This is a genomic window from Bradyrhizobium diazoefficiens USDA 110, from assembly GCF_000011365.1.
Lineage (GTDB): Bacteria > Pseudomonadota > Alphaproteobacteria > Rhizobiales > Xanthobacteraceae > Bradyrhizobium > Bradyrhizobium diazoefficiens.
Window position 1 is genome coordinate 7376441 of record NC_004463.1, and the last position, 20590, is coordinate 7397030.

General features: G+C 64.6%; 13 protein-coding genes. 2 read left to right on the forward strand and 11 right to left on the reverse strand.

Features of this window, described 5'->3' with window-relative positions; translation table 11 throughout:
* Positions 1 to 197: 197 nt before the first annotated feature.
* From BJA_RS33975 to BJA_RS34020, 10 genes are all read right to left on the reverse strand, one after another.
* Entirely contained in the window at positions 198 to 2390 is a 2193-nt protein-coding gene (locus BJA_RS33975; RefSeq protein ID WP_011089444.1) for a glycosyltransferase, read from the reverse strand.
* Positions 2391 to 2402: 12 nt separating this feature from the next.
* Positions 2403 to 3683 (reverse strand): HlyD family efflux transporter periplasmic adaptor subunit, encoded by a 1281-nt coding sequence (locus BJA_RS33980; protein ID WP_236842121.1) that lies wholly within the window; start codon positions 3681 to 3683, stop codon positions 2403 to 2405.
* 318 nt (positions 3684 to 4001) lie between these two features.
* The gene (locus BJA_RS33985) at positions 4002 to 7331 is read right to left on the reverse strand and encodes an adenylate/guanylate cyclase domain-containing protein (RefSeq protein WP_038967663.1); all 3330 of its coding nucleotides are present in this window, start codon (positions 7329 to 7331) and stop codon (positions 4002 to 4004) included.
* Between the two features lie 316 nt (positions 7332 to 7647).
* A complete protein-coding gene (locus BJA_RS33990) occupies positions 7648 to 8163 on the reverse strand; it encodes a hypothetical protein (protein WP_011089447.1) in 516 nt (171 codons plus the stop codon).
* Between the two features lie 449 nt (positions 8164 to 8612).
* The gene (locus BJA_RS33995) at positions 8613 to 10481 is read right to left on the reverse strand and encodes an ABC transporter ATP-binding protein (protein ID WP_178372670.1); all 1869 of its coding nucleotides are present in this window, start codon (positions 10479 to 10481) and stop codon (positions 8613 to 8615) included.
* A gap of 199 nt (positions 10482 to 10680) precedes the next feature.
* Positions 10681 to 11607 (reverse strand): 2-hydroxyacid dehydrogenase, encoded by a 927-nt coding sequence (locus BJA_RS34000; RefSeq protein ID WP_011089449.1) that lies wholly within the window; start codon positions 11605 to 11607, stop codon positions 10681 to 10683.
* 13 nt (positions 11608 to 11620) lie between these two features.
* On the reverse strand, positions 11621 to 12949 hold the full coding sequence (locus BJA_RS34005) for an NAD(P)/FAD-dependent oxidoreductase (RefSeq protein WP_011089450.1): 1329 nt from the start codon (positions 12947 to 12949) through the stop codon (positions 11621 to 11623).
* A 40-nt stretch (positions 12950 to 12989) separates the two neighbouring features.
* Positions 12990 to 13865, reverse strand: a complete 876-nt coding sequence (locus BJA_RS34010) for an ABC transporter permease (protein ID WP_011089451.1) — start codon at positions 13863 to 13865, stop codon at positions 12990 to 12992.
* A 2-nt stretch (positions 13866 to 13867) separates the two neighbouring features.
* Complete coding sequence (locus BJA_RS34015; RefSeq protein WP_011089452.1) at positions 13868 to 14818, reverse strand: ABC transporter permease; 951 nt, start codon at positions 14816 to 14818, stop codon at positions 13868 to 13870.
* Positions 14819 to 14845: 27 nt separating this feature from the next.
* A complete protein-coding gene (locus tag BJA_RS34020; RefSeq protein WP_038967661.1) occupies positions 14846 to 16537 on the reverse strand; it encodes a peptide ABC transporter substrate-binding protein in 1692 nt (563 codons plus the stop codon).
* 218 nt (positions 16538 to 16755) lie between these two features.
* On the opposite strand from BJA_RS34020, the gene BJA_RS34025 reads away from it, so the two are divergent.
* Complete coding sequence (locus tag BJA_RS34025; RefSeq protein ID WP_011089454.1) at positions 16756 to 17388, forward strand: cupin domain-containing protein; 633 nt, start codon at positions 16756 to 16758, stop codon at positions 17386 to 17388.
* A gap of 164 nt (positions 17389 to 17552) precedes the next feature.
* A complete protein-coding gene (locus BJA_RS34030) occupies positions 17553 to 19430 on the forward strand; it encodes an ATP-binding protein (protein ID WP_011089455.1) in 1878 nt (625 codons plus the stop codon).
* Between the two features lie 9 nt (positions 19431 to 19439).
* On the opposite strand, the gene BJA_RS34035 is transcribed toward BJA_RS34030, so the two are convergent.
* On the reverse strand, positions 19440 to 20465 hold the full coding sequence (locus BJA_RS34035; RefSeq protein WP_011089456.1) for an AraC family transcriptional regulator: 1026 nt from the start codon (positions 20463 to 20465) through the stop codon (positions 19440 to 19442).
* Positions 20466 to 20590: the final 125 nt, after the last annotated feature.

Genomic DNA, 20590 nt, shown 5'->3' on the forward strand with positions numbered 1-20590 from the left:
CGAACATCACTACGGTGATCGATCAAGAGACGCTCCCTCCACCCTCAACCCCGTAAACGCCTTGGGCTAAGGAATGGTTGCTCGTTCCGGTTGAGGTTTTTGGCAGAGCACCGGAAGGAGACTGACGGCATCGATGAGCGGCCTGACCGTCGATCGATAGCCCATGGACTGATCGGACGAGAAGGATAACACAGCAATCAGCTCAGCTTGACGGCCTCGAGCACTGTGCCGGCCACTCGACCAAAGTGAGGTTCAGTAAAACTCGCCGGATGCAGGCTTCGAACTCCGGCAAAATGTGCCAAGTCGTCGATCCGCGGTTGAGGCCGAATGACCAGGCTCTCTGCCGGCAGACGTTCGGTCGGCGAAAACGACGCGGGCTTCGCGCCGCCTGCAACAATGTGGGGCAACGGCGCGGCCATTGACCAGATGTTCTTGAGCATCGCCCTGTTCACCGAGCACGCGATGACGCCGTTGCCCCTCAGGCGGGCGACGGTAAAGAGCTTCCGGATCAGCAGGTCTCGTTCAAGCGACTGCGGCAAATGGAACTGCAGCCCGACGAGATGGCCTCTTTGCTGCATGACCATCGCGTCGATCCACCCCACCTGCGCGATGTGCACGCGCAGCGGTTCTCCAGCGCGAGGACAGTCAATGCCGGCGCCGAGCAGAACGCCGGCGCCAGAGAGGGAGACGTTGCTCACGCGCCCAGAAAGCACCTCGCCGGTCCCAGTCAGGATCAAGACTGATTCATCGACATCGAAACGCTCCTCGGCACGTCCCATCCGCGCCTGCAGCGAGGTCATGCAGACGAAGAAGAGCACGACGATGTTCACGACCGACCAGAAGGCGACCATCGGTAAAGCGCCCGGATGATCGATGATCCGCCATTCCGGGATGGTGTTGAGAACCACGCCGACGACCGTCAACGCCATCAGACCCGCCGATGGCCAGAATATCTCCGCGGCGTAGCTTGCGCGTCGCGCGGCAGCGCCCTTGGGCGTCACCCTGAACGCATGCCCCGTCGGCTTGACGAGAGTCCCGAGCACCGTTGGCAAGATCTTGAAGCTCTGGATAGTCGCCGATACCTGAGCGGCGAGCGGAAAGTGCTCGTGCGGCGCGAACCAGGAGATGCCGCCGTTAAGCGCCAGGATCGCGGGAAACAAGTAATAGAAGACCGACTCAGGAGTGACGTCGACGACAGGCGCTAGCCCAGTCCACATGAACACGATCGGAACCAACACGACCGCGAGCGCCCGCAGGCCCATTGAGAGCCAATGCGTCGGAAAGAAGAGGAGCCGATGCATCAAGCCCAGTCCGGGGCCGAGCGGGCCGTCGGCGAGATACAGCGTCTGGATCGCGCCACGCGCCCAGCGTTGCCGCTGCACGAAAAAGGCGTCAAGGCTTTCCGGCGCCAGTCCAATCGCCAGCGGCTCGCGTAGATAGCGAGTGACGTACCCCTTGCGCAGCAGGACCAGCGTCAGCAACATGTCTTCCGTAATGGACTGGGTCGGCAAGGCATCGCCCACCGCGCGGAGTGCTGCGCGACGCGTGACGGAGTTGGAACCACAACAAAAGGCACCATCCCAGCCGTCGCGCGCCGGCATGATGGAATCGAAGAAGAACCGTTGCTCGTCCGGCAGTCCCCTGTGCAGGCCGAGATTCGCCTGCATCGGGTCCTCATTGTAGAAGGTGTGCGGGATCTGAACGATTCCGATCTTTGGATCGGCGAAGAAGCCCATCGTGCGCATCAGGAAATTGCGCTGCGGCACGAAGTCCGCATCAAAGATCGCGAAGAATTCGCCGCTCGTCTTCGTCAGGGCATGATTGATATTGCCGGCCTTGGCATTCAAGTTGTCGGCGCGCGTGAGATAGCCGGCGCCCTTTTGCTTGCAGAGTTCCCTGAGCCAAGGCCTGCGACCATCATCCAAGACCCAGACCTGGAAATTTGGATAGCCCAGGCACAGCGCGCCCGTGATCGTCTTTTCCAGCACCTCGAATGGCTCGTCATAGGTCGGAATAAAGACGTCGACCGAGGGCAGCTCGTCATCCGGCAGGCTGCGAAGCCGACGCTCGTGCTGATCTGCTTCGCTGCGGCGATCGGTCCTGCGAAGGAAAGTCAGATAGAGAATGAACTGATCTGTGAAGGTCAGAAGCTCGACGAACAGACAGAACCAGATCCAGCCGACCTGATACCAGCTCCCGCTTGCCGGCAGCACGGTGGTGCAAATACGCCATTCGAGATAGCGGGCGACCACGAGCCAAACCACGACAAAGACCGAGACTCGCGCCCAAGGGCGCGCGACTGGAAAGGTCGGCGCCAACAGATACATCGCCGCAAAGATGCCCAGCATCGGCGCGAACAGCTGAGAGAGAGGCAGAGTCATGACCTGCATGGAACATCTCGCTTACAGGGACGACTGGTCGAGCTCCAGGCGAGCGGTCAGCCATTTCAACTTCGAGCTGACCAATCGTAGCAGGCCGTCGGCGCTGCGCTCGAAGCGCACCTCAGCCAACCGTCCGATATCGCAGGAGCCGTTGCGATCGGCCGACGTCTCATTGGGCGGAAGCGATATCTCTACGGTGATGTTGCCCGGATCAGGCCGCGGCACCCGAGCCGCAAGCAGCCGATCATCGCCGTAGGCTGCCGATCCGCGGACTTGCCGGATCTGGCCGGTCTTCCATTCGCGGCTCCCAATCAGGCGGACGGTAGCCGCATCTCCGGCCTTGATCTTCTCGAAATCACGCTCGGGGAGTTCAACAACGATGAACCGGCGCTCGCAATCTGCAAAATCGAAGACCGATTGCCCTTCCGTGACCATCGAGCCCGGGCTGGCCGCTACCGACCAGACCACATGGGCTGCGGGCAAGGACAGATCGTAGTGATCGAGACGATCAAGTCGAGTGCGTTCCTCTGCGATTTCCGCGGCCAGCTGCGCGGCGCGTGAGCTGTTCTGCAACAGGTCCGTCTCGAGCTCCTGGCGGCGGAGGACAAGCCGCTCGCGCTGCTGCTGAGAATAGGGCACGTCATTGGCATCGCCACGAAGATAGATGCCCTTCTCGACCGCCCCCATCTCGGTCTTGAGGCGCTGCAGGCGTTCATCGGCCATCTGGCACCGCGTTGCGGTTGCCTCCTGCGAGGCCTGGGCCTCACCGGAGCGGATCTGCGAACTGATGCCGAGCTTCACGAGCCTCTCCATCCGGCCCGCGACATCGTTCCGCTGCCGCGCCTCGGCGAGACAGCCGCCTTTTTCAGCTTCCGTTTCGCCGATCTCGTGGCTCAGGCGTGCCACCATCCCCAAACGATAGTCCTCGCTGCGCTCGCCGAGCTTGCGATCGAGCTCGGCGATTTCCTCCAGTTGCCGACGTGCGAGCTCGGCGCGTTTGGTGGACATGGCAAGCTGCTGATCAAGGTCCATGAGGTGCCGGCGATCCGGCGAACGCGCCTCGACCAGCGGCACCACCCGGGTGCGCTGGAAATATTCACCCTTGCGTGGAAGATCTGACGAGAGCTGACCCGCCATCGGTGCAGTCACCCGCATGAGCTCGGCATTGACATAGGCGGAGGGAGCGATTCGGTAGGTCACATACGGCAACAGGGTCCATCCGCTCAGAGCGATGATCCCGAGCGCCAAGGATCGGCGAACAATCCGGCTGCGAATGAAACGTTCGACATGCAAGCGAACCACGACTGGATCTCCAATGGGCTTTGGTCGCTGCGCCTGCCCCAGCGAAGGCAAGCCAATCGCCGCATGGCCCGGCCCTGGGATGGAGTCTGCGCCTTGAGGCACTGAGCAATCCGACAACATTGGTGCTAGCCGAGATCGGGATTCGCCGCCGCAGCAGACTCGCGTTCACAACCAAGAGAAGCGTATCTAGCTTTCACCACATTAGGTTAAGCTGTGTCAAAACCGGAAGACTACGGCTCCCCGAATCGAAGACCAGGATGCCGACCTATTCCGGCTTGAAGTCGGCGCGCCGGTTGCGCCGATCGAATGGCGGCGCGGCTAACGCCCATTCCTAAGCAGCTCTTTCGCTTCTTCGACTTCGGGAAGATTTCGTTCCGCCTCGAATTCGGCGAGGACGGGAGCGAGCAGTTCGAAAACCGCGCCGGCTCGGCCATTTGTCTTGTGCAGGCGCGCAAGTCCAAGGGCGCTGCGCAGCTCGAAACTCTTCGCCCGTTGGTGTCGTGCGATTTCCAGCGCCCGGCTGAAGGCATTTTCGGCCCCGGAACCGTCCGGAGGGTCATGTCGCGACAAAAGCTCGCCCTGGACGCGATGCAGCTCGGCATCAAGCCAGTGCTGACCGGATTGTGCCGCCGATGCGATCAATTCGCTCAGGATCTCCAGCCCGGTTTCGAGTTGGCCCACCTCTGCATCCGCCATCGCGACCTGCATCCCCCAAAACGGTTCACAGAGGTAGCAGTCATTCTCGCGCAGCATGGTCCATCCGCGGCGCATGTCCGTCAGTCCGGCCATCCGGTCGCCGGCACGCCACTTTGCGAGGCCATTCAGGTAGGTACCGGCGGCCACGTACAGCGGCATCGTGTGGTCGCGCGCGAGACCGAGCGCCAGGATAGTATCCGTCTGCTGCAACATGCCCCCGCACAGTCCGTCGAACACGGCCCGATGAACAAGCGCATTGGCCCGGGACAGCGCCCGTTGTTCTCCCGAAGCGCTCACCGCTTCGGCTGCGAGCCGGCGCGCGCGAGCGATGCTGCCAAGCGGCCAAAGCACCAGAGCAAGAAACCTCATGATCACGAACGGCAGATCCAGCGCCGAGGGCCTGAACGTCGCGGGATCCGGCTCGGCACCATAGATCGCCAGTGCCCGCTCGAGATGCGTTCTCGCGTTCAAATAGTCGCCCCCGAACCAGCAGGTGACGCCGCCTGTCCAATGCGCAACGACGGCGGCCACCGGCGCGTCCGGTCGTCGCTCCGCGGCACTCATGATGGCGTCGGCCAGTTCCCGCATTGGAGCAAGTTCGCCGTGTGTCAGACAGGCATTGAAGAGGCCCGAATGTATCGGCGCAAGTTCCACCGGATCATTGATGTCGGCAGCGAACTGCCGGGCGCGCGTCCATGCGGCTACCGTTTCGGGGGCGCTGTGCCCGAGGCCGCCCCTTAACGCGCGGCCATATGCGATTTGAAGATGCAGCCTGCTCATCATCCGGCGAGGCTCGTCAGGCAACTCATCGGCGATGGCAATCGCCTTGCCGAGATGCGCAATTGCCTCGGAATAGGCCGAGCGTTTCAGCGCCTGCTGGCCCGCCTTGCGCCACCACTCGAGGGCGACCTCGTTCAGCCCAGCCTCGGTGAAGTGGTGTGCCAGAACTTCCGGCTCGGTCTCGGCGACGACTGGAAACTTTTCGCGCAGGACATCGCCGATGCGCGTGTGAAGCACCTGCCGTTTGCTCTTGAGCAGGCTCTCGTAGGCCGCCTCCTGAACGAGAGCGTGCTTGAAACTGTAGTTTGCCTCGGGCGGAGCCCCGCGACACACCAGCAGTTCGGCCTCCTCGAGTTGCCCCAGCGCAGCGCTCAGCGTCAGATCATCGCGTCCCGCCACATATCTCAGCAGCGCGTACGAGAAGTCGCGGCCGATGGCGGCGCCTATCTGCGCCACCTCCTTCACCGGAGCCAGCCGGTCGAGCCGCGCCATCAGCGAATCCTGCAACGTCGCGGGAATAGCGAGCGGCGGGAGCGGACTTTCGAGGCGATAGCGCCCGGCACCTTCGACGAGCCATCCGGACTCCAGCACCATCTTGGTCAATTCCTCGACGAATAGCGGGACGCCATCCGTCCTGTCGATGATCTGCTTCATCATCTCGCGTGGCAGCTGGCGACCGACAGTCACCTGCTCGACCAGCGCCCGCGTGTCCTGCCGATCGAGCCGGTCGAGCCGCAACAGAGTGACGTTGGCAAGGCCCGACCAGGAGGGCTCGAACTCCGGCCGCGACGTCATGAGCACGAGTATCGGCAGTCGCCTGATCCGGTCGACCGTGAGATCGAACAGTTCAAGTGTCGTGGCATCGGCCCAATGCATATCCTCGCAGATGATCAGCAGGGGCTGCTCTCGCGCCAATCCCTCAAGCTGATCGAGAAGGGTGGCAAAGGTCTGTCGCCGCAGCTGCGCCGGGCTCAGACCGAGCGGCGGATAACGGTCGCCGGTTGGGATCGAAAGCAGTGCCGCAATGAGCGCCGTCGCCCGGGCAACCTGCTGCGTTCCAAGCGCCAGCATCGCCTCGAGCTTGTCGAGCTTTTGCCCGGGCGTGTCGTGCGAGCAAATGCCGGCAGCGCGCTCGAGTTGCGCGACAAAGGGATGAAGCGCACTGTTGGTGTGGTACGGCGAGCACTGATATCGCACGCGGCGGTGCGCCCCCAACACGGGGCTTTCGGACAGCATTGCGACCATGCGCGACTTGCCGATGCCGGCTTCGCCGGAAATCAGCACCATCTGCCCTTGCCCCTGCCATGCCAACCGCTGGCGCGAGAGCGTGAGTTCGATCTCCTCCTTGCGGCCGACAAAGCCGATCGAGCGCGCCGCGTGGACCGCCTCGAAGCGACTTTCCGATGCGGGCGCTCCCTCGACCGCCCAGACCGCGATGGGTTCGGATATCCCCTTGACCTCGCGGCGGCCGAGGTTACGAAAAGTGAAGAGATCACCGAGCAGCCGGCGCGTCGACGAGGCAACGACGACCGCTCCCGGCTCCGCCAGGCTCTGGAGCCGGGCAGCGAGGTTTGGTGTATCGCCGACCGTTGCGCTCTCCTCTGACGCATCTCCGCTGATGAGGTCGCCGACCACCACAAGCCCGGTCGCGATTGCGATCCGCAACTCAACCCGTTCGTCGCCGCTCGTCTTGAGCTGTCGCATCGCAGAGATGGCGTCGAGGCCCGCGCGCACTGCGCGCTCCGCGTCATCCTCGTGGGCGCGCGGATAGCCGAAATAGACGAGTATTCCGTCGCCGACGAACCTCGCTATGCTGCCGTCATAGGCGGAAATGACCCTCGCGCAGGCAGCGCGATAGGCCCGGATCACTTCCCACATATCCTCGGGATCGAGACGCGCCGAGAGTGCAGTCGAGCCGACCAGATCGCAAAACATGACGGTGAGGTGGCGCCGCTCGGCGTCGTGAGGAGGAGCCGGCGATGCGATCAACGCGGCGGGATCGAGGTCGGCAATAGCACGCAGCATTTTACGGCGATGGCCGAGCAGGACTCCGAGCTTATCGAAGTCCTCGTCCATCAGCTCGGGAAGGACGCCCATGTCGACGCCATTTTGGACAAAACGCTCTGCGTACTGCCCAAGTCCCAGCTTCTCGAGCCACTCCGCAATCTGCATTGGCTCCACCGATCCTGTGGTTGGCGGTTAGCAGAATTTTGGACCACGGCGCGGGGACGATATCCCAACATCGTCATGATGGCACGTCTTGTTTGTTGCGCGATAAACTCAGGTTGCTCAGTACTGATAGGGCTTCCAAGCAGCGGCATTGCCCGATGCGAACGGCAGCGCTACCAAGAATCGTCAGCACGCAGCGTTGAACGACGGAGGTTGCAATGAGTCGTGGCTACTCACCCCGTACCTGAGGCCCCCTCCAACACTGCGGCTCGTGCCCGCCTCACCACGCCTGGCAGACGCTTTCCGTGAGCGCAGTCCTTCATTCCTTGTCCATCGACGCTTCGTAGCTGCGAGCCATCGTGCCCGCCGCAACTTGAAGCGAAGAGCCAACCACCCAACAGCCGGCAACAAAGCCTATCAGGCCGTTGGGGAGATTTTGATCAAGGACAAGGATGCTGACTGACAGGGTTGCGGCAATGGCGGCGACGAACGTTCCGGCCGCACTCATGATCTCAACCGCCTCGGAACCGGTGTATTCTTCCGAGAGGCTCGAGATCGACTTCCGAGCGACACTGCGAGACAAATCGATTCCAACATAATAGCTGAGAGCTCCGTAGAGCGTGGTCATCAGCACAATCCAGCCGCTTTCAAACAGTCCGTCTCTCTGACGCAACAGGGTCGCGCCCACATAGAGGCCGCAAGAGGCCCCAACGGCTGCGAGCCCAATTCTTTCAAGAAGATGGGCCGATTTGATCAGGCTGGAACGAGCGATCCGAAGATTGCCGACTTGCCTCGTTTCGGACACTGCACTGGAAACTGCATCGCCTAGCTTCATTGGTGAGCTCCTTCTTGGGTAAGTAGCAGCCTACCGGCCGACCCCGAATAGAGGCAGCCTCGTGGACGCGTCTTGCGATTCCCCTGATTCCAATTTCTGAAAAATCTGTGCTGAGTGATGGGGCTGGCTTGCTCGCGAGCAAGACGAGAGCCAATCCAAAGCTGCGAGCACGCGGCTTCGCAGGCATTGCATCTCACCCGTGTCTGTCAGTTAGCTTCGGGTGCGGCAATTTCTTGCGGAATTGGTAGCTCGAGGAGAGTGTGATGGAATATGAGATCGTTCACATTCCGCAGCTCCCTGTCGCTCGATCCGGTCACGATTTCCGGAGGACGAGTCTGCATCTGCCCGGCGTTTTCGCCGACATCAAACCTATCTACACTTGCCTGCTTCGTACACGTCAACTCATGCGTTTGGTCACGTCATCGGAAACGTACCGCATCCTGCGCGCCTCAGGCCGACCACTCCTCGCCCCACACCTGGACGACGTGACCAGGCGAGACCTCGCGATATTGCCGCACCGGCGGCTGGTAGTCCGGCGCGCGCACCGGGCTCCTGATTTCGTCGTTGGAGGCCTCGCGCTTGGTGCCGCGGCGCGCGGGATCGGGGACCGGCACGGCGGCCATCAGCTTCTTCGTATAGGGATGCTGCGGATTGCCGAACAAAGCTGCGCGCGGGCCGATCTCGACGATCTCGCCGAGATACATCACCGCGACGCGGTGGCTCATGCGCTCGACCACCGCGATGTCGTGGGAAATGAAGAGGTAGGCAAGGCCCATGCTGGCCTGAAGGTCGAGCATCAGGTTGACGACCTGCGCCTTCACCGAGACGTCGAGCGCCGAAACCGCCTCGTCCGCGACGATCAGCTTCGGCCCGAGCGCGAGCGCCCGCGCAATGCAGATGCGCTGGCGCTGGCCGCCGGAGAATTCATGCGGGAAGCGCGCGGCCATGTCGGCGGTCAGGCCGACGCGCACGAGCAGGTCGGCGACCTTGTCGCGCCCCTGCGCAGCGGTGGCGAGGCCGTTGGCCAGCAGCGGCGCTGCGATCGCCGTGCCCACCGACATGCGCGGATTGAGGCTCGCGAACGGATCCTGAAACACGATCTGCATCTGCTTGCGGAAGTCGCGCAAGGTGCGGCCGTTCATCGCCAGCACATCGTGGCCGTCGAGCAGAACCGTCCCGCTGTCCGGCTCGAGCAGCTTGAGGATCGAGCGGCCGGTCGTCGACTTGCCGCAGCCGGATTCGCCGACCAGCGCCAGCGTCTCGCCGGCGTGCAAGGTGAAGGAGACGTTCTCGACCGCGTGGACGCGGCCGGAGACCTTGCCGAACAGGCCCGAGCGGATCGGAAAGCGCGTGGTGAGGTTCGAGACTTCGAGCAGCGGGCGCTCGGCAGTCGAGACCGTATCCGGTGTCTCGGTCGGCTCATCCGAGGTGCCGGTGACCTTGTCGACAATCGGAAACCGCATCGGCCGCGGACGCCCGTCCATCGAGCCGAGGCGAGGCACCGCCGCGAGCAGCGCGCGGGTGTAGGGATGCGAGGGCGCGGCGAAGATGCGCGACGTCGCATCGGTCTCCACCGCCTGCCCGCCATACATCACGACCGTGCGGTCCGCGATCTCGGCGACCACGCCCATGTCGTGGGTGATGAAGAGGATCGACATCCCCTCTTCCTGCTGGAGCTCCTTCAGGAGCTCCAGGATCTGGGCCTGGATGGTGACGTCGAGCGCGGTGGTCGGCTCGTCGGCGATCAGGAGTCTCGGCTTGCAGGCCAGCGCCATCGCGATCATCACGCGCTGGCGCATGCCGCCGGAGAAGCGGTGCGGATGCTCGTGGAAGCGAGATTTCGCGGCGGGGATGCGGACGCGATCGAGCAGCCGGACGGTCTCGGCCTCGGCCGCCGCCCGCGACATGCCGCGATGCTGGATCAGCGCTTCCGCAATCTGGAAGCCGATGGTGAGCACCGGATTGAGGCTCGTCATCGGCTCCTGGAAAATCATGGCAACGTCGTTGCCGCGGATGTCCTTCATGCTCGCTTCGGGCAGCGCGAGGAGATCGCGGCCGGCGAGCGTGACGCGCCCTTCGACGCGGCCGATGTCTCTCGGAATGAGCCGCATGATCGATAGCGCAGTGACACTCTTGCCAGAGCCCGACTCTCCGACGATTGCCACGGTCTCCCCGGGCGCGACGTCGAATGACACATTGCGCACGACGGGAATCCATCGCCGCTCGATCATGAAGGAGGTGACGAGGCCGGCAACCGACAGCACAGGTGCCTGCGCGTCGGCGATCACTTTGTGAGCTCCGCTCGCACCGATACTCATGCAAAGCCCCCTGCACATGCCGCGCAGACGGTGCGCTCCCTCCCCCGCTTGCGGGGGAGGGTTGGGGAGAGGGTGTCTCTACAATCGAGAACCCCCAAGAGGCGAGAACCCTCACCCGGCGCTACGCGCCGACCTCTCCCGCAAGCGGGAGAGGTGAACTGAGCCCGTGGCCGCACCGATGTCAAAATCACCATCCCCCTCAGTAACCACGGCTGCGATCAACCCGCCCCGGCAGATCCTCGCCGCGACGGTGACGTGCGATGACGTCGAGCACGTAGTCGACGGCCGTATCCGGCGTGGTCATGCTGGCGTTGTGCGGCGTCAGCAGGATGCGCGGATGGCTCCAGAATGGATGGCCCGCCGGCAGCGGCTCGGGATCGGTGACGTCGAGGACAGCCCCCGAGAGTGCGCCGCTGTCGAGAGCCGCGAGGACATCGGCCTCGACGAGATGCGGGCCGCGCCCGACATTGACCAGGGAGGCGCCGCGCGGCAGGCGCGCGAACAGGTCCGCGTTCAGTATCCCGCTTGTCTCATCGGTCAGAGGCAGCAGGCAGACGAGAATGTCGGTCTGCGCAAGGAAGTCGGGCAAGGCGTCCATGCCCGCATGGCAGATAACGCCCTCGATCTCGCGCGGCGAGCGATTCCAGCCGAGACGCGGGAAGCCGAACGCCTTGAGGCGTTCGAGCACGGCCTGGCCGAGCTGGCCGAGCCCCATCACGCCGACACGCCGCCGCTTCGCCGGCGTGATCCGGATCTCGCGCCAGACCTGTTCTTTCTGCTGGGCGATGAAGTGCAGGAGATCGCGATGCAGGGCGAGCACGGCCATGGTGACGTATTCGACCATTGTCTCGGCAATGCCGGGCTCCAGCATGCGCACCAGCGGGATGTGCGGTGGAAGTTTGCTGGCGTCGAACTGGTCGACGCCGGCGCCGACCGAGAACACCAGCTCGAGGTTTGGAAAGGTCGCCGCGATGTTGTCAGGCGGCACCCACGCCACGAGATAGCGCACCTCGGCGGGATCGCCGATGTCGGGCCAGAGCCGGAACGGCAGATGCGGCGCGCGCTCCGCGAAGAAGCGCGCCCACTCCGCGCCGCGCACCATGTTGGCCTTGTAGAGAACCGTCATGCGGCCAAGGCCCTCAGAACGGGCTGACCGGCGCGAGCCGGCGGCCGTCGATCATGCGCTTGTGGCTGTAGGCCGCGGGATCGACCAGCGGCGTCGAACCGGTCACGATGTCGGCGGCGAGCTTGCCGGCCGCAGGGCCGATGCCGAAGCCGTGGCCGGAAAAGCCGGTGGCGAGGAAGAAGCCCGGCAGCGCATCGACCGGCGAGATCACCGGGATCGTATCGGGCGTGCAGTCGATCGTGCCGCCCCAGGCTTCCGCGATCTCGATGTCCTTGAGCTCGGGGTTCGACTTGATCAGCGCTGATAGCGCCGCATTGACCAGCGACATGTCGGGCGCGGGGTCGCGCACCCGTTCGGTCTCGAACGGCGACGGCTTGTCGAGGCTCCAGCTGGTGCCGCGCATGAGCTGGTCGAAGAACGACTTGCCGAACGACATCTTCAGTCCGTTGCGGCGATGCAGATAGGTCGGCCAGAAGGTGCGGGCGTAACGGAACAGATCGGGCGACAGCTCCACCGTGCCGCGGTTGCGCAGCGCCAGCGTGAAGCCGCCGTCGAGGCGGCGGCGGATGCAGTAGAAGTCGGTGCCGAGCGCCCCTGAGGTAATCTCCGGCGCGGGTGTGGTCCGGCATGCAGTGGCGTTGACGAGACCGATCGGCAGCTCGATGCCGTGACGGCGGCAGAACAGCGACGACCACGCGCCGCCCGAGAGCAGCACGGATTGCGCGCGGATGGTGCCCTTCTCGGTGACGACGGCGCTGACCCGCCCGCCGGTCGTCTCCAGCCCGCGCGCGGCGCAGCCCTGGTGGATCGTAACGCCGTGCTTTCGCGCGGCAGTCGCAAGCGCGGGCACGGCCATCGACGGCTCGGCGCGGCCGTCGCTCGGCGTGTGCAGGCCGCCGACCCATTTGTCGGCATTGCCTGGCATGCGCTCGGCGACCTCCGCCGGCGTCAGGACGGTGGAGTGTACCTGCTGCTCGCGCGCGATCGCGGCCCAGCGTTCCCAGCCGGCGAGCTCGTCCTTGCTCTTGGTCAGGAACAAGACGCCGGTGCGGCGGAAGCCGGCATCGACGCCGGCGTCGTTCTGCATGTCCTCCCACAGCCGCAGCGCCTCGCGCGCCAGCGGAATCTCCTCACGCGCGCGGCCCTGCTGGCGGCACCAGCCCCAATTGCGGCTCGACTGTTCGCCGCCGACATGCCCCTTCTCGACGAGCGCGACGGAAAGCCCCTTCTTCGCCAGATGATAGGCCGCCGAGACGCCGATGACGCCGCCGCCGATGACGACGACGTCGGCCTGCGCCGGCAGGCGTTCGTCGCTATTTATACGGTTGAGCGGCGGGGACATCGGACACTCCTGGACTTCAGTTCGATCGAGCTCTTGCTCGTCATGGGATATTCATCCTGGGATCGAGCGCGTCACGCAGGCCGTCGCCGAGGAAGTTGAAGCTCGTGACCGCGAGCGTGATGGCGAGGCCCGGCGCAATGGCGAGCCACGGCGCGCTGGTGAGATAGATCTGCGCGTTGTTGAGCATGTTGCCCCAGCTCGCGGCCGGCGGCTGGATGCCGTAGCCGAGATAGCTGACATAGGATTCGAGCAGGATCGCCTTGGCGACGTTCAGCGTCGCCGCGACCACGATCGGCGCGATCGCGTTGGGCACGAGCTCGTGGAACATGATGCGCAGGTTCGACGAGCCGAACGCGACGGCGGCGACCGCGAACTCGCGCTCCCTGAGCGAACGAACCTGGGCCTCGACGACGCGGGCAACGCTCATCCAGGCGGTCGCCGCGATCAGCACGGTGGTGGTGACGAGGCCGGGCTCGGTCAGCGCGGCGAGCGCAAGCAGCAGGAAGATGGTCGGAAAGCACAGCACGGCGTCGACGAGCCGCATCAGGACCGCACCGACCACGCCGCCATAGAAGCCGGCGAAGGCGCCGACGGCGATGCCGACCGCCATCGCGATCACCATCGCGACGATGCCGATCGAGAGCGACACCCGTCCGCCCATCATCAGCCGCGCCAGCACGTCGCGGCCGAGCTCGTCGGTGCCGAGGATGTGTGCGCCCGAGAGCGGCGGCGCGAACCGCTTCATGATGTCGATATAGGTGTCGTCGAACGGCAGCAGGTAAGGACCCAACGCAGAGCCGAGGACGAGAACGAGGATGATCACGGCGCCCGCAAGCGCGAGCCGGTGCCGGCGGAAGCGCCGCCATGCGGCCTGGCCGGGCGCGAGCTGGTCGGTGGAGAGAACCGCGCTCGTCATCGCTAACCCACCCGGATGCGCGGATCGACGACGGCATAGAAGATGTCGGCGAGCAGCGAGCCGATCAGCACCATGGTCGCCGAAAACATCAGGATGCCCATCACCACGGGATAGTCGCGGTAGCCGATGGAATCGAGGAACAGACGCCCCATGCCGGGCCAGGTGAACACGGTCTCGGCGACCAGCGCGCCGCCGAGCAGCGTCGGAAACTGGAGGCCGGCCACCGTGATCATCGGCAGCAGCGCATTGCGAAGCGCGTGCACGGTGAGGATCCGCCATTCCGGCATGCCCTTGGCGCGCGCGGTACGGATGTAATCCTGGTTGATGACCTCGAGCATCGAGGAGCGCATGAAGCGGCCCCACATCGCGGTCTCGACCAGCGCCAGCACCAGGGCGGGCGCGATCAGATGATGCAGCAGGTCGAGGAAGGAGCCGTCGCCGACGGTCTCGCGGTTGCCGGCCGGCAGCCAGCCGAGCTTCACCGAGAACACGTAGATGGTGACGAGGCCGAACCAGAAGGTCGGGATCGACAGCGCGATCATGGCGCCGACGGTTGCGAGCGTGTCGAACAGCGAATAGCGGCGCAGCGCGCCAAGGATACCGATCCAGCAGCCGAGCAGCACCGCAATGATCGTCGCGGTCGCCATCAGCTCCAGCGTTGCGCCGAGATGCGAGGAGATCACCGACAGCACCGCCTCGCCGTCGCGGTAGGACTTGCCCCAATCGCCTTTGAGCATGCGGCCGAACCAGTCGAGATACTGGATCGGCAGCGGCCGATCGAGGCCGAGCTGCCTGGTGACGCGGTCGAGATCCTCCTGCGTCATCTGCGCGGAGGCAGCAAATTGCGAGAGCGGACCGCCCGGCGCCAGATGCAGCAGGGCGAATCCGATCGCCGAGACGATCACAAGCAGCATGATCGCCTGCGCCAGGCGATTGACGACATAACGGGCCATCTCAGCCGATCCAGCGAGCCGGAGCCATCAGGCCCAGTACCATTCGCGGATGTTCCAGCAATTGATGGAGGTGTTGATGTTGGGACGGAAACCCTGCAGCCCTTCCTTCACGCCTTCGGCGATGAAGCCCTGGAACATGGGCAGGATCGCGAGGTCGTTGCGGATCAGCTTTTGCAGATCGCCATAGGTGGTCTTGCGCTGCGACAGATCGAACTGCTTGGCGCCTTCGGCGAGAAGACGATCGGCCTCCGGGCTCTGGTACTGATAGGTGTTGTAGCCGCGGCCGCCCTTGGCGGGAATGGCGCCGGAGCCGAAGCGCGGCGTCACGTCGGGGTCGCTGCCCAGCATGAAGTTCACCGACACCAGCACCGAGTTGAACTTCGACTGCTGCCAGAAGTCGCCCCAGATCACCGCCGCCGGCATGTTGTTGACGCGCATCGCAGCACCAATCGCGCGCCAGTCCTGGACCAGGAGCTGCTGGGTCTGCTCGCGCACCGCATTGCCTGACGTCGTCGAGTTGGTGAATTCGAGCTTGATGCCGCCCTTCTCGCGAACGCCGCTGGAGCTGCGAACCCATCCCGCCGCATCGAGCAGCGCATTGGCCTTGGCGGGATCGTATTTGTGCTGCGGCAGGCCCTTCTGGAACGACCACGCCTGCTGCGGCACGAAGCTCTCGGTCTGCGTCGGCAGGCCGTAATAGAGCGCGTCGATGATCGCCTGCTTGTTGATGGCGAGGTAGAGCGCCTCGCGCACCGCGCGGTCGGCGAAGGGACCGAAATCCAGGTTGGGCGCGATATGCTCCACCGAGGACGTCGCCGAGACGAAGATCTTGCGGCCCTTCAGCGTCTTCGCCTCCTGCACGAAGTTCGGCAGGATGCCTTGCAGGCCGGTGTAGTCGACCTGGCCGGTGCGGAACTGGGTGTAGAGCACGGTGAGGTCGGGGATGTATTTGAACACCACGCGCTCCACGTACGGCCCCTTGCCGTGATAGCCGGTGTGGGCATTCAGGAGAATGTGGTCGCCGGGCACGCGCTCACCCCAGCGGAACGGTCCGGTGCCGACAGGCGCATTGTGGAACGGCGAGGCGTTCGGATCGGACACCTTCTCCAGGATGTGCTTGGGCACGATGAAGGTCAGCGATCCCAGGATCGACATATAGGGCGAATAGGGAGCTTCCATTCGCCAGTGGATCTCGTCCGCCGCGACGACCTTGATGTCCTTCACGAGGCTGTGGCCGACGCGGCTGCGCGCGCGGAAATCGGGATTGTTGATCAGCTCGAGCGAGAACTTCACGTCGTCCGCCGTGAACGGCGTGCCGTCATGCCACTTCACGTCGCTGCGCAGCTTGATCTTCCAGGTCAGGCCGTCGGCCGACAGGCCGCCATTCTCGATGGTCGGGACCTCGCGCGCCAGATCGGGAACGAAATTGCCCTCGGGATCGATGTACCAGAGCAGCGAGAACACCTGCCACCAGACGCCCTGATCGACCTCGATGCCGGGCATCAGCGGATGGAAGACGGTCGGCTCCTGCGACAGCGCCGCAATCACCTGCCCGCGCGGCTTGTCCGGCGGATTGGTCGGGCGCTCGGTCTGGGCGAAGGCATTGCCTGCGAGGCTCCATCCCGCCGCGGCGCCGGCCCCGAGCTGGAAGAATTGACGGCGATTCGGACTACCGAGATGCACTGCCCCAACGCCGAACCTGCCGGTGTCGTTTGCCATGACCCACTCTCCGTTGTCGCACACGGCACCGTCTCCCGCGCCCCGAGACCCCGGCAGGGGACAGGAGTGGGCTTTAGTGCTTCTAAATTTTTCGATCAAAAGTTCATCATGACTAAATACAGCTGTCAATCGCATTGCTAGTATGCGCGACCTTTTCACTCCGACTGAAGCCTCGGACCGATGCGGTCCAAGGCTGAGATGATGCATGGGAGAGCGACATGGATGGTCGCGGCGATACCAACGGTCCGAAGGACGCTCCGACGATCGAGACCGACGATGCGGTCGACCAGCGCCTCGGCGAAACCGTGCGGCTGCTGCGTCAGCGCGCCGGCCTCTCGATCCAGGACGTCGCCAACAAGACCGGCCTCTCGAACGGCATGATCAGCCAGCTCGAACGCGCGCGCGCCATGCCGTCGATCCGTACGCTGCGCCTGCTCAGCATCGCGCTCGACGTGCCGATCTCCTATTTCTTCGAGACCACCGATCCCGGCGACGTGCAGCGCTACATCGTGCGCAAGAACAGCCGTCGGCTGCTGCGCCTCACCGCGAGCGGCGTCGTCAAGGAAGCGCTCACCCCCGATGGCAAGGGCCAGCTCGAACTCTACGAGCTCACGCTCAATCCCGGCGCCTCGTCCGGCACCGACTTCCTGCAGCACACCGGCGAGAAGGCCGGCTACATCCTGTCCGGCAGCCTGCGGCTGTGGCTCGACAACCAGGCCCACGTGCTCGAGGCCGGCGACAGTTTTCGTTTCCCGAGCATCGTGCCGCACATGTTCGACAACCCGACCCAGCAGGCGGCGCGCGTGATCTGGGTGACGACATTGCGCCAGACCGATTCGCCGGCGGGTTGAAGCCCGAGGCAGGCCGGGCCTCGTTTCCGGGCCGGCCGGCCGTCCTGCGCCACCTGAAATTGCCCCTCGACGGAAACGCACGGAATCTGTAGCTCACATAATGCCGGACTCCTCGACAGGACGGGGCCGGTACGGTCCGCGGCTGGCGTCTTGGGTGTGAGGCCATGAAACTCAGGGGGGTTGTGACATTTGCGATGGCCACCCAGGTCGTCGTGACCGCCGCACTCCTTCTCGCTTCCTATGCCATGACCGGCACCGCCGGCCCGCGCGGGTTCGGCATGGCCCAGCTCATCGCCCTGATGGCGAGCGGTGTCGTTGCGGTGCTGCTCGCGCGTCTCTGCACGAGCGCGATCGAGACGTCGCAAGCCGAGCGGGCTGCCGCGCAACTGGCCGATCGGGCGAAGGCCGTCGCCGAGAGCGCACAGATGACGCAAGCCGTCATCAAGACCGCGCTCGACGCCTTCATTCAGACCGACGAACGCGGCATCGTCGTGGAATGGAGCTTTCAGGCCGAAGCCCTGACCGGATGGTCGCGGCAGGAGGCCATCGGCGCCGACGTCGTCGACCTCCTCGTCGCCGAGCCGCTCCGCGCCGGCTTCAGGCAGCGCATGATGCGGCTGCTGCCGGAACTGTCGGATACGCCAATCGGCATTCGCTTCGAGGTGAGCCTGCTGCACAGGAACGGCGATGCGATCCTGGTCGAGGCGTCGGGCACGGCCCTCCGGCTTGGCGGGCGCACCATCATCAACAGTTTCGTCAAGGACATCACCCAGAAGCGCGCCGCCGAGGAGCAGCTGATACAGGCCCAGAAGATGGAGGCGGTCGGGCAGCTCACCGGCGGCATCGCGCACGAATTCAACAACATGCTCACCGTGATCACCGGCACGATCGAGATCCTTGCCGACGCCGTAAAGGACAATCCGCCGCTTGCAACCATCACCAAGCTGATCAGCGAGGCCGCCGATCGCGGCGCCGCGCTGACCTCGAGCCTGCTGTCCTTTGCAAGGAAGCAGGCGCTGCAGCCGACGGAGATCGACGTCAACGAACTGCTCGAGGAGCTCGCCAAACTGCTGCTGGCGACCTTCGACAAGAAGATCGAGATCGTGACAAAGCTCGACAGCAAGGTCTGGCTCGCCTTCGTCGACCGCGGCCAGCTGAGCTCGGCGCTGCTCAACCTCGCGATCAACGCCCGCGACGCCATGCTGGACGGCGGCAGGCTGACCCTGACCACACGCAACGTCGTGTTCGGCGTGCGCGAGGCCGTGGCGGTCGGCGCCGGCTATGCCGGCGACTATGTCGAGATCGAGATCGCCGACACCGGCACGGGCATCCGGCGGGCGATCCTGGAGCGGATCTTCGATCCGTTCTTCTCGACCAAGGAGGTCGGCAAGGGCACGGGGCTCGGGCTCAGCATGGTGTTCGGCTTCGTCAAGCAATCCGGCGGCGGCATCAAGGTCGCGTCCGAGGAAGGCCGCGGCACGACATTCACGATCTATCTGCCGAAGGCCGAGACCAGCACTCTGCGCCCCGCCGGCTATGACGATCGCAAGGTCGTGGGCGGACAGGAGACTATCCTCTGCGTCGAGGACGATCGCGACGTCCGCCAATACGTCACGGTCCAGCTCGAGAGCCTCGGCTACAAGGTCATCCCCGCCGCCAACGCGACCGAAGCGCTCGCCATCGCCGCTGAGGGCAAGGCGTTCGACCTGCTGTTCACCGACATCGTGATGGCCGGCGGCATCAACGGACGCGAACTCGCCGAGCAGATGGTGGCCGCGCGGCCGTCCCTGCGGGTGCTGTTCACCTCCGGATACGCCTACGACTCGATGCACGCGCAGGGCCGCGCCACGAAGGGCGCCCCGCTTCTGACAAAACCCTATCGTAAGGCCGAGCTCGCGCGCATGCTGCGCCGCTCTCTCGACACCGCCGTCGATTCCGTGGGCGACCCGATCCCGACGCCCTACTCGGTGCAGGCCGATGTCGAGGGCTTTTTGCGCAGGCAAGCAGCTGAAGACAGCGGCACGACGCGGTCGCGAAAGTAGCTCTCTGCGCTAGCTCATCCTTCGCCGCAGCGTTGCCGACGGCGTCTCGCCAAATTTTTCACGATAGGCGCCGGCCATGCGGCCGAGATGAGTGAAGCCGAGATCGAAGGCGATCTCGGTGATGGAGGCATCGGGCCGGGCCTGCGCGAGCCGGGCGTGCAGACCAGCGAGGCGCATGTCGAGCAGCATCTCCGAGATCGAAACCCCGAAATGACGGCGGAAGCCGAGCTGGAGCGCGCGGATGCCGATCCCGGCGGCGCAGGCAAGCTGCGCAAGGTCGAGCGGCTCGCCGGCATTGTCCGCAAGACGGTCCCGCGCCACGCGAAGCGCACGCGGCAGACGCTCGGCTTGCCCCGAGAACGTCCTGATCGCATCCGACAGGCCGTGACGCTGGCCATTGAGCAGGTGATCGAGCAGCGCCTCCCGCCAATCTGCGGTCGCGACCGGTGAAAGCCTGCCGGAGGGGCCAAGACGTTCGGCGAGCGTCATCAGCCCGCCAAGGCTGGTCCGCAAGGCCCGCCCCGACGGCGCGTCCAGGTCGATCACAGGATCGAACTCGACCGTGCCCGCGACCCTCCCCGACAAGGCCGCGGCGCGCTGCTCGACCATGCGGCGGTCAAGCAGCAGGATCACTTGGGCACAGTCGCTCCACATCATCCGGGTCGGGATCGTCGGCGACAGCAGCGACGCCGTCCGGTCCGGTACGGCATCGAAATCGCCGGCGCCGGCACGAATGCGGGCGGTGCCCGTGAGCGGAACCTGCAGCAGGAAGAAGCGCTCGAGGCAGCCGGGATCGATGCTGACCGATCCGCCATAGGTAACGTAGTTGATGGAAAAGCCGTCGAACGCCGCGCAATTGTGCCGGGCGGAGAAGCCGGCCGCCCGCGCCTGCGCCGGCTTGAGATCGTGCGGACAGAAGATGCGTCCAATCTGCTCGGCCGCCTCATCGACATCATCGGTGGCGACGCGGGCAAAGTCCGCAAGCCGTTCTGCTGCGGACGCACTTGCGCTCATTTCCAGCACGGCTGCGGACATCGTCGACCACGCTTCGCGTCACGGAATTGCTTTAAGCCTATAATAGTTCCCTGGACGCGGAAAGGGCCGCGTCGCAAAATCGTCGTGCTGCATGGCAAAAGCTCCATCCGGATTCGTTTAGCGGA